The organism is Micromonospora sp. NPDC005806 (assembly GCF_042871425.1).
In the GTDB taxonomy this organism is placed as follows: domain Bacteria; phylum Actinomycetota; class Actinomycetes; order Mycobacteriales; family Micromonosporaceae; genus Micromonospora.
On the sequence record NZ_JBIAIL010000082.1, the window covers coordinates 1 to 8,781 of the forward strand.

An 8,781-nucleotide genomic window follows, 5' to 3' on the forward strand; every position below is an offset into this window, starting at 1 on the left:
TCCTACTAACCCACGGGCTCGGACAGCGCCAAGACGGTACGACGTCAGCCGGACGGCCCTAGCCCGATTTTCACCCGCTCAGGGTCGCGCCACCAGGCGCACGAACTACTAACCCTGAGCTGCGTGAACAACTGCAGCCGTTGTCGAACATGGCGCTCATCGAGCGGTGTGCCAACCTACGTCCGGGCCCGGTGACCAGCGTGACCGCCGCCACCAAGCACACCCTGCGCTCGATCGCCCGCCGCTGGCAGCAACTCCACGATGAGATCAAGACCCACGAGAAGCTGCTGGCCGAGCTCACCAGCCAGCTCGCACCGCAGCTGATTGACGCGTTCGGCGTCGGTGCCGACACCGCAGCCGAGATGCTCATCGTCGCCGGCGACAACATCGACCGGGTCCACTCCGAGCCGGCCTGGGCTCGGCTCTGCGGGGTCGCGCCGATCCCCGCCTCTTCCGGCATGACCAACCGCCACCGGCTCAACCGCGGCGGCCACCGCCAGGCCAACGCTGCGCTCTACCGCGCGGTCATCGTGCGCATGCAACACCACGAACCGACCCGTGCCTACGTCGCCCGGCGAACCGCAGAGGGCAAGACAAAAGCCGAGATCATCCGATGCCTGGAACGTCTGCTTGGATCTTGACAGGTTCCGCCCCGGTGCCGCGGTGGCCTGCCCACAGGGCAGCCTGCCAGCCGCTGTGCCTTCGGTGGGCCCGCAGCCGATATTAGGGGAGCGAATTGGGAGCAACGGGCCGCCCTAAACGGCGTTGAACACCATCCAACAGCACCCAACGGCATCCCCCTGCACCCAACATGACCTGCGGGTCCTCGTCTTCGCAGGTCAGAGTCGGTGCAGCGTCCTGCTTCACACGGAGTGCTCCGCGGTTTTGCGCAGCAGTCGACAGCACTCTATGTCCCCTGGCAGGGGAGTGTGCGCAGGTCACGGCGGTAAGGAGCTGCTGGATGGCCTGGCCTTGCAAATGGGAGCAGATTGGGTGCAGGTTGGCGAAGTGGTCACCGCGCCCGAAGTGCTCACCGACACTGGACAGAGCCGAGGGCTCTGACCTGCGGTGATGCGGGCGAGCGGCCCGGCGTGACCTTCCAGAGAACACCGAAGTGGTCACCCGCCCTGCGCAGGAGGCGCTGAGCAACTTCAGGTAGCAAGTCGATGGCTGGGGCGCCCCGGCGATGCGGCCGGGTGATAGGTGCGCGTCTCTGTATGCGTCTGTCTGTTGGTCCCGAGCCCGTCCTGCTACCTGGAAAATCAATCTCAGCCGTACCGCCTTGACCAGGGCCTCCCGCTCGGTGACCTCTTCGGGAGATTCGAAGAGGCCAAGCGGGGCGGGCCTCCTCGGTGCCGCAGACCTCGACGAGGTCAGGGGATCGATCCGCTCCGTGGCTGGACCACGGCCCAGAGAACCGAGCGTCCAGTCAGTTCGACCGACGTGCATCTTCGCGCTGACTGTTTGAGTGCTGCAGGCGGTCTACTTCAGTGGGTCATCGACATCGACTCAGATCGGTACACTGAGGAAGCGGCTGTGAACGTGGGGTGACGTGGTGTCGTTCCGGTACTACCTCTACATCAGTGACAGCAAGGTGGACATGTTGCTCCAGCAGATTGATCCGGCGCTCACCCGCAGGCGCAACACGGAAATCAAAGTCGATCTGAAGATCTTTGGTGCCAGCCGAGGTGCCGAGTTGCCGGGCGCGGACCGGGTGGCCCGGTTGGAACGGGTGGTGCGGTGCCTGCAGGACCACGGGGATCTCGGCTCCGTCGACGAGCCCGGCCAGTTCTTCTGGGGCCTGCTTCCGCTGCGCTGGGGCCCGGTCAAGGGGGACCTCGCCCTGATCTATTTCGGCGGGTGTAGCGAGCGCACCTGGGTCGGGTTGGGCGGATCGCGGGCCCACGTTGTCGGCGCAGTGCCCGGCACCGAGTCCGGCCCGGCGCTGACCGGCTCGCACATGCCGTCGATGCTGGCGGGGCTGGCCGGACCGCGCGGGATCCGCACCCTGCTTGACGACGCCGATCCGGGGTACGAACAGGCGGAAGTGGCCGCGCTGAGCACCGTACGCCAGGCCACCGCTCGGCTGCGCGGGCCGGCGCAGAATCTGGAGTTCGTGGCAAAGCGGCTGCTGTACGGGCCTAGCCCGGATCCGGAGCAGGATCCGCACCCGAACATGTCGGTGCTGCTGGGTTCCCCACTGTACGTGGCATTGGCGGACTGATCGGTGGCGGCTCCCGCAGACGGGAAGGACCGCACCCTCTGGCGCCCCGGCCAGGTCATTCTCGACCTGTACGAGGTGCGCGACGTGCTGCCGGGCGGGGGGATGGGCCTGGTCTACCGGGTACGACACCGTGGCTGGAACATGGACCTGGCGGTGAAGACCCCCCGACCGGAACGGGCCGCGTCACCGTCCGGCCTGCGCAACTTCGAGGTGGAGGCCGAGTCCTGGGTTAACCTAGGCCTGCACCCGCACGCGGTTAGCTGCGCATACGTGCGCCGCATCGACGGCATTCCTCGCGTGTTTGCCGAGTGGGTCGACGGCGGCAGCCTGGCCGACGCGGTACGCGGCCGCCAGCTCTACCGAGACGGCCCGCAGCAGGCATTGCGGCGCATCCTGGATCTGGCCATCCAGATCGGCTGGGGCCTAGAACACGCCCACCGCAGCGGGCTGATCCACCAGGACGTCAAGCCGGCCAATGTCATGCTCACCCCGGACGGTACCGCCAAGGTGACCGACTTCGGTCTCGCCAGGGCGCGCGCCGCGGCGGGGGAGAGCAGCGCCCCACCGCTGGGCGGCAGCCTGCTGGCCAGCTACGGCGGGCGGACGCCGGCCTACTGCTCTCCGGAGCAGGCGGAGGCGGCGGCGGGCCGTTCGGTGAAACTCACCCGGGCCACCGACCTGTGGTCCTGGGCAGTCACCGTGCTGGAGATGTTCACCGGCGGGCCGCCGACCCAGCACGGTCAGGTCGCCGACCGGGTGCTCGACGCGTTCCGGAGCGCCGCCCCGCCGGATCGGCAGATCCCGCGCCTCCCCGAGGAACTGGCCGAGTTGCTGGCAACATGCCTGCGCCCACGGCCCGAGGAGCGGCCCGGACGGATCAGCGACTTGATCGACACCCTGGCCGACATCTACGTCCGCGTGACCGGCCAACCGTACCCGCGTGCCTACCCGGCGGCCGCCACGTTGCTCGCCGACGGGCTGTCCAACCACGCACTTTCCATGTTGGACCTCGGCCACCGCGAGCGGGCGGAGGAATTGTGGGACAAGGCGATCCAGGCCGATCCGCATCATCCGCACGCGGTGTACAACCGTGGGCTGTACCGTTGGCGCACCGGCCGGCAGAGCGACGCGGAGCTGATCGCCGAACTGGACGGGGTGCGTGTCAGTCACCCGCGTGACTGGGTGGACGAGTACCTGCTCGGGCTGGTGTATCTGGAGCGGGGCGATTCCGAGCGGGCCGAGCAGATGCTGGCCAAGGCCGCCGCGTTGGCTCCCTCGGCACCCGGCGTGGACACTGCTCGGGCGACGGCCGGCTCGATCCCTCGCGTTCGCCCGCCGGTTGACCTGCGCGGGCAGCGGAGCTCGATCGAAGCAGTGGCACTCGACCCCGACGGCAGGTATGCGGTTTCGGGTGGCTTCCACAACGCGCAGCCGCCGCGCCCCGGCAGCGAAGGGGGCACGATACGGCTCTGGGATGCTGCCACCGGTCGATGCCTGCATCGCCTGGCGGGCCACCAGGCGGCGGTGACCACGCTCGCGGTCGCCGCGGATGCCCGACTGATCGCCGCCGGCAGTCGGGACGGCGCGCTGCTGATCTGGGACGGTGGCACGGGGATGCTACGGCACCGGCTGACCGGCCACCGTGGTGAGGTCGAGGCGCTGTCGTTCAGCGCGGACGGGAACATCCTGGTGTCCGCGTCCCGTGACAGCGCGGTGCTGGTGTGGGACACCCGCACCGCCCGGCAGGTCCGCGTGCTGAACGACGGCCAACGGGAGACCGGTTCCGGCGGGCAGGTGGCGGTCGGCGAGCACCTCGTGGTTCGCTGGGAGCCGATGACCCTCCGGCTGCGCGGGTGGGACGCGGCGACCGGAGACCTGGTCCGCTCCATCCAACTGATAGCCGCGAGCACGGTGCTCAGCATGGACGGTCGAATGGCGCTGGCCGTCCGCGACGCCACGCTGCAGCTGTGGGAGCCGGCTACCGGAAAGCTGCTGCGGGCCGTGGAATTGCGTCAGCGGCCGCGCAACGTGCTGGCGGTGAGCGGTGACGGCCGGCTGGCGCTGCTGTCCGGGCCGGACGGGCTGGGCCTGGTGGAGCTGGAGACCGGACGCTGCCTGCGCACGTACCCAGTCCAGCGCGGACCGGCCGTGCTGACCGCCAATGGCCGGCTGGCCCTGTCCTGCGCCGGGGGTGACCTTCGCGTTTGGGAGGTGGCGCCGGCCGGGCCGCCGTCACCGTGGAGCCACCCCCGACCCCGCCAGGCCGGCGAGTTGGTACGCGAGGCGGACATCGTGAGCGCCGCGCTGGACCGCGCCGACCGGCACGCCCGACAGGGTGCCTGGTCCGCCGCCGCTGACCAAGTGCGGGCGGCGCTTCAGGTGCCGGGCTATGAACGCCGGCGTGAGCTGCTGGACCGGTGGGCCGAGGTGGGGCGGCACGGGCACCGTAGCGGCCTGCTGAACGTGGTGCAGGTCGGAGAGCTGGAGCCGGCCGACAGCTTCACGGTCAGCCCGGACGGGAGCCTGGCCATGTGCGCCGACTATTCAGACACGGTACGGGTGCTAGAGGTGGACTCCGGACGGCAACGGTACAACCTCTACCGATACGGCGACTGGGTCACCTGCCTGCTGTTCGGTGCGGATAGCCGCACCGCCGTCATCGGCGCTGGTGACGAGACCGTCCGGGTGTGGGACCTGACCACCGGGCACCTGCGGCATGCCCTCAAGACGCGCGGCTCCCGGCCCTCGGCCATGGGCTTCACCATGCCGGCAGTTCTGAGTACGGACGGGCGGTGCGTGGTCGCCGGAACTCGCGGCGGCAAAATTGTGCTGTGGGACATCGTTAAGGGCCGACGCCTGCTGGCGATGCCGCACCATCGGATGATCACCGGCGTCGCCATCAGCCCGGACGACCGGATCGTCGCCTCGACTGACGGCTCTGGTGAAGTCTGGCTATGGGATCTGGTCGCCGGGCGGCGCCGGCACATCCTGCCGGGTATCGCGGCCACCCTGCGGACGCTGGCGTTCAGCGTGGATGGCTCCACCGCGCTGTCTCCGGGCCACGCCGGTGATTCGGTGTGGGTGTGCCAGCCGGTAACCCGGCACCTGCGCGGCTTCATGATGGGGCACGACGGGAAGGTGTCCGCGGCGGCGGTGAGCGCGGACGGCCGGCTGGCCCACACGGCGTCCGCCGACGGTGCCCTGCGCGTGTGGGACGTCGACCGCAAGCACTGCCTGCGGGTTTTGACCGGTCATCGGGGCCCCGTCGTCGCGCTTTCACCCACTGCGGACGGCCGGTTCACCCTCTCCCTCGGCGAGGACGGCACGATACGCGCCTGGGACCTGACCACCGGGCAGTGCCTGTGTGTGCTGGACGGCCACGACCAGAGCGTGTGGAGCGTGAGCTCCGACTCCCGGGTGGTGCTGGCGCGGCGTACCGGCGGCGGGATCCGGGTGTGGCGCTTCGACTGGGACTACGAGGTGCCAAAGCCGGCCGACTGGGATGAGCGGGCGCGGCCGTACCTGTCCGCGTTCGCCGTGGGCACCCGGTGGCGCCAGCGCCCCCGCGCCGAGGAGGAGTTCCCGCGCCTGCTGCGCACGCTGGAGCTCGCCGGCCTGGGCTGGCTGCGTCCCGATGGAGTTCGCGCGGAACTCGCGCGGATGCCGGTGCCACAGCCGCCTGGCTGGTGGTCGGCGCGGCGCGACCGAAGGGAGACCGGTTAATGCTTCTCGCCTGCTCCGGCTGGGAGTGCTCGATGCTGATCTCGGTGTCCGACCTCCCGGGCGGCAATCCGGTGGCCCGCGACGATCCGGAACACTTCGCGATCCGGTTTCAGGTCTGCGACCACTGTCGCGCCAACTTCTGCCACCGGTGCATGCCCGTGGGTCGGTGGGGGCTGCGCCGGCCGCGTTGTCCGCACTGCACCGGGCGCCTGCTGCCGGGCACCATGCGGCTGATGGCACACAATCAGCCCCTGTCCCCCGACGTGGCCGCGTGCAAGGAAGGGGTACGGCTGGGGGAGGACGGCCAGTTCGACGCCGCCCTGGCCGAGTTGGAGCGCGCGGTAGCGCTGCGACCTGGCTACCCCGACGCGCACCACTACCGCGGTGCCGTCCTAGAGGAGCTGGGCCGGTACGCCGAGGCGCTGGCGGCGTACGAGCTCGCCGACCGCCAACGCCCCGGTCATCCACCCACCGCCTTTGATCGGGGTCGGGTACTCGGCCTGATGAATCGCCATGAGCCTGCGGTCGAGGCATACCGGCAGGCCCTGGAAATGGAACCGCGACACCTGAACGCCCGGGTGAACCTGGGGGCGACGCTGAACCAGCTGGGCCGGTACGAGGAGGCCCTGATCGAGCTCGACCGGAGCATCGCGCTCGCCGAAGAGGGCGGGTACCGTGGCGGCCGCCGGGACAGCCGAAGCTATGCCTACGCCGCGCGGGCCGCGGTGCTGGTGAACCTGGGACGGTATGACGAGGCGTTGACCGCCGTGGACGTGGCCATCAGCTGCGGCCCTGACCGGTCCGACATGTACTACAACCGCGCGTACATCCTGCGGCAGCTCGGCCGGAGGCGGGAGGCGGAGCAGGCCGAGCGGCTGTACGAGGACGTCCGCAGCCGCGACACGTGGGGATAGGTGAGAGGTTGTCGGCCGCGGTGACGCTGACCGTTTCCACCCCCGACCGGCCGTCCCGGTCGTACCGGCTAGATGCCCGCTCCACCTGCCTGGTCGGTCGGGGCAGCGACTGCCAGGTGCGGGTCAGCGCGGCGGACACACAGGTGTCCCGTCGGCACTGCCTGTTCATGGCCGACCCGCCGCGGCTGTGGGTACGCGACCTCAGCCGTAACGGCACGTTCGTCAACGGCGGCCGGGTCGTGCAGGAGCAGGACCTGGTCGACGGCGACGAGGTGCGGGTCGGCCGGACGGTGATATCGGTGTCGGTGACGGGCGCCTCGCCGCCGGGCGTGCCCCAGTGCGCGCACTGCGGACGGATCAGCCCGGACGGCTCCGGTGCCGGTGGCGGAGCCCTCGTCTGCATGGCCTGCCGGCACAAACCCGAGGCCGTGGTGCGTACCCTGCTAGCCCGGGCTGATGCGGGTGACCCGGACCTGGCGCTGCTGTGCGGTTACCGCGTCGTCCGCGAGCTGGGGCGCGGCGGCCAGGGCGTGGTGTACCTGCTGTGCGACGCGGACGGGGAACGGGTGGTCGCGCTGAAGACTCTGCTGGCGCAGGTCGCGGTCGATGCCGACGCGCGGGCGGGATTCCTACGCGAGGTCGAGAACACCCGAGCGTTGCATCATCCGAACATCGTGCGGTTCGGCGGGTATGCGTCCGTCGGCGCGGCTTTCCTGTTCACCACCGAATACTGCCCGCTCGGCAGTGTCGACCAGGTGGTGTCCCGGCTGGGCCGTCCGTTGCGCGTCGCCGAGGCGGTACCGATCGTGGCACAGGTGCTCGACGGGCTCAGCTACGCGCATCAAACGATGGTCCCGGTGGTGCGCCTGGCGGACGGGGACGTCCTGTCCGGCTGCGGCTTGGTGCACCGGGACGTCAAGCCGCAGAACATCTTGCTGTCCGGGCCGCCCACCGAACCGGTAGCCAAGATTGCCGACTTCGGCCTAGCGAAGGCGTTCGACCGCGCGGGCCTCTCCGGCCACACCGCGTCGGGCGCGGTCGGCGGCAGCTATGCCTTCATGGCCCGTGCCCAGATCCTCGACTACAAGTACGCCCGGCCCGATGTCGACGTGTGGGCGGCCATCGCCTCGTTGTACTGGATGCTCACCCTCGCCACCCCGCGTGACTTCCCGGGCGGGCAGGATCCGGTGGCGGTGGTGTTGCGCGACGATGCCGTACCCATCCGGGAACGGGTGCCGTCGGTACCGGCCCGGCTAGCGGCGGCGATCGACGCCGGACTGGCTGAGGCGCCGAGCCGCACGGCCATGGAGGCCGGCGAGGTGAAGCGCAGCCTGCTCGAGGCGCTGCCGGCCGGGTAGCCGCAGTGCGGGCGAGGGGCGGCGTGATTTGCCACGGCCCGCGGGTGCTCCGCCCGCGCAAGATCGACTCGGGGAACCTCTCCGTGCCATCAACCATGCCCACCGGTAGCCGCCTGAGGTTGGGCACGTCCGCGTCATCCCTCTCGCTGATGTCCTCGTTCAGCCGCGTCGGGCGGAGCGACTCTGGCCGGCGAGCGGAGCAACGCTCTCAACTGCCGCTGAGGAAGCACGGCGTCCGCGAGGCAGTCCTCACCGTCCATACCCGCCGTCGGGTCGCCTGCTCCGTGCCACAGGACGGACGTCCCTGCGGTTAGGCATGCTATCCCGGCTGAGTGTGGGGCCGTGCGGGCCGGGATCCAGGGGAGCACCCCGGGAGCAGACGGGTGCACTGAACGGCGTTGAACTGCATTCAATGGTACCGAACGACCTCCAACAGCACACGCCCCCACCTGCGGTCTTGTGTTCCGCAGGTCATCCCTGAAGGAGCGGGGCCGGTCAAGGGGTGTGCTGGCCTTGCTTTGGGTGTTCTCCGTCGTGTTGTGGGCGCGCCGAGGTGAGGCGT

General features: G+C 70.0%; 5 protein-coding genes. All 5 read left to right on the plus strand.

The window, feature by feature from the left end; genetic code table 11:
* Positions 1-200 precede the first annotated feature (200 nt).
* The 5 genes from ACFYOS_RS35940 (at position 201) to ACFYOS_RS35960 (ending at position 8,219) form a co-directional block, all read left to right on the plus strand.
* A complete protein-coding gene (locus tag ACFYOS_RS35940) occupies positions 201-641 on the plus strand; it encodes a transposase (RefSeq protein WP_387151673.1) in 441 nt (146 codons plus the stop codon).
* A 914-nt stretch (positions 642-1,555) separates the two neighbouring features.
* Positions 1,556-2,224: a DUF7019 family protein gene (locus ACFYOS_RS35945; RefSeq protein ID WP_387151675.1), complete on the plus strand. Its 669-nt coding sequence runs from the start codon at positions 1,556-1,558 to the stop codon at positions 2,222-2,224.
* 3 nt (positions 2,225-2,227) lie between these two features.
* Positions 2,228-5,947, plus strand: coding sequence for a protein kinase (locus tag ACFYOS_RS35950; RefSeq protein ID WP_387151678.1), 3,720 nt, complete (start codon positions 2,228-2,230; stop codon positions 5,945-5,947).
* Between the two features lie 233 nt (positions 5,948-6,180).
* Positions 6,181-6,861 carry a tetratricopeptide repeat protein gene (locus ACFYOS_RS35955; protein WP_387151681.1) on the plus strand — a complete coding sequence of 227 codons (681 nt, stop codon included), beginning with the start codon at positions 6,181-6,183 and terminating at the stop codon, positions 6,859-6,861.
* A gap of 20 nt (positions 6,862-6,881) precedes the next feature.
* Positions 6,882-8,219, plus strand: coding sequence for a protein kinase (locus ACFYOS_RS35960; protein WP_387151684.1), 1,338 nt, complete (start codon positions 6,882-6,884; stop codon positions 8,217-8,219).
* Positions 8,220-8,781: the final 562 nt, after the last annotated feature.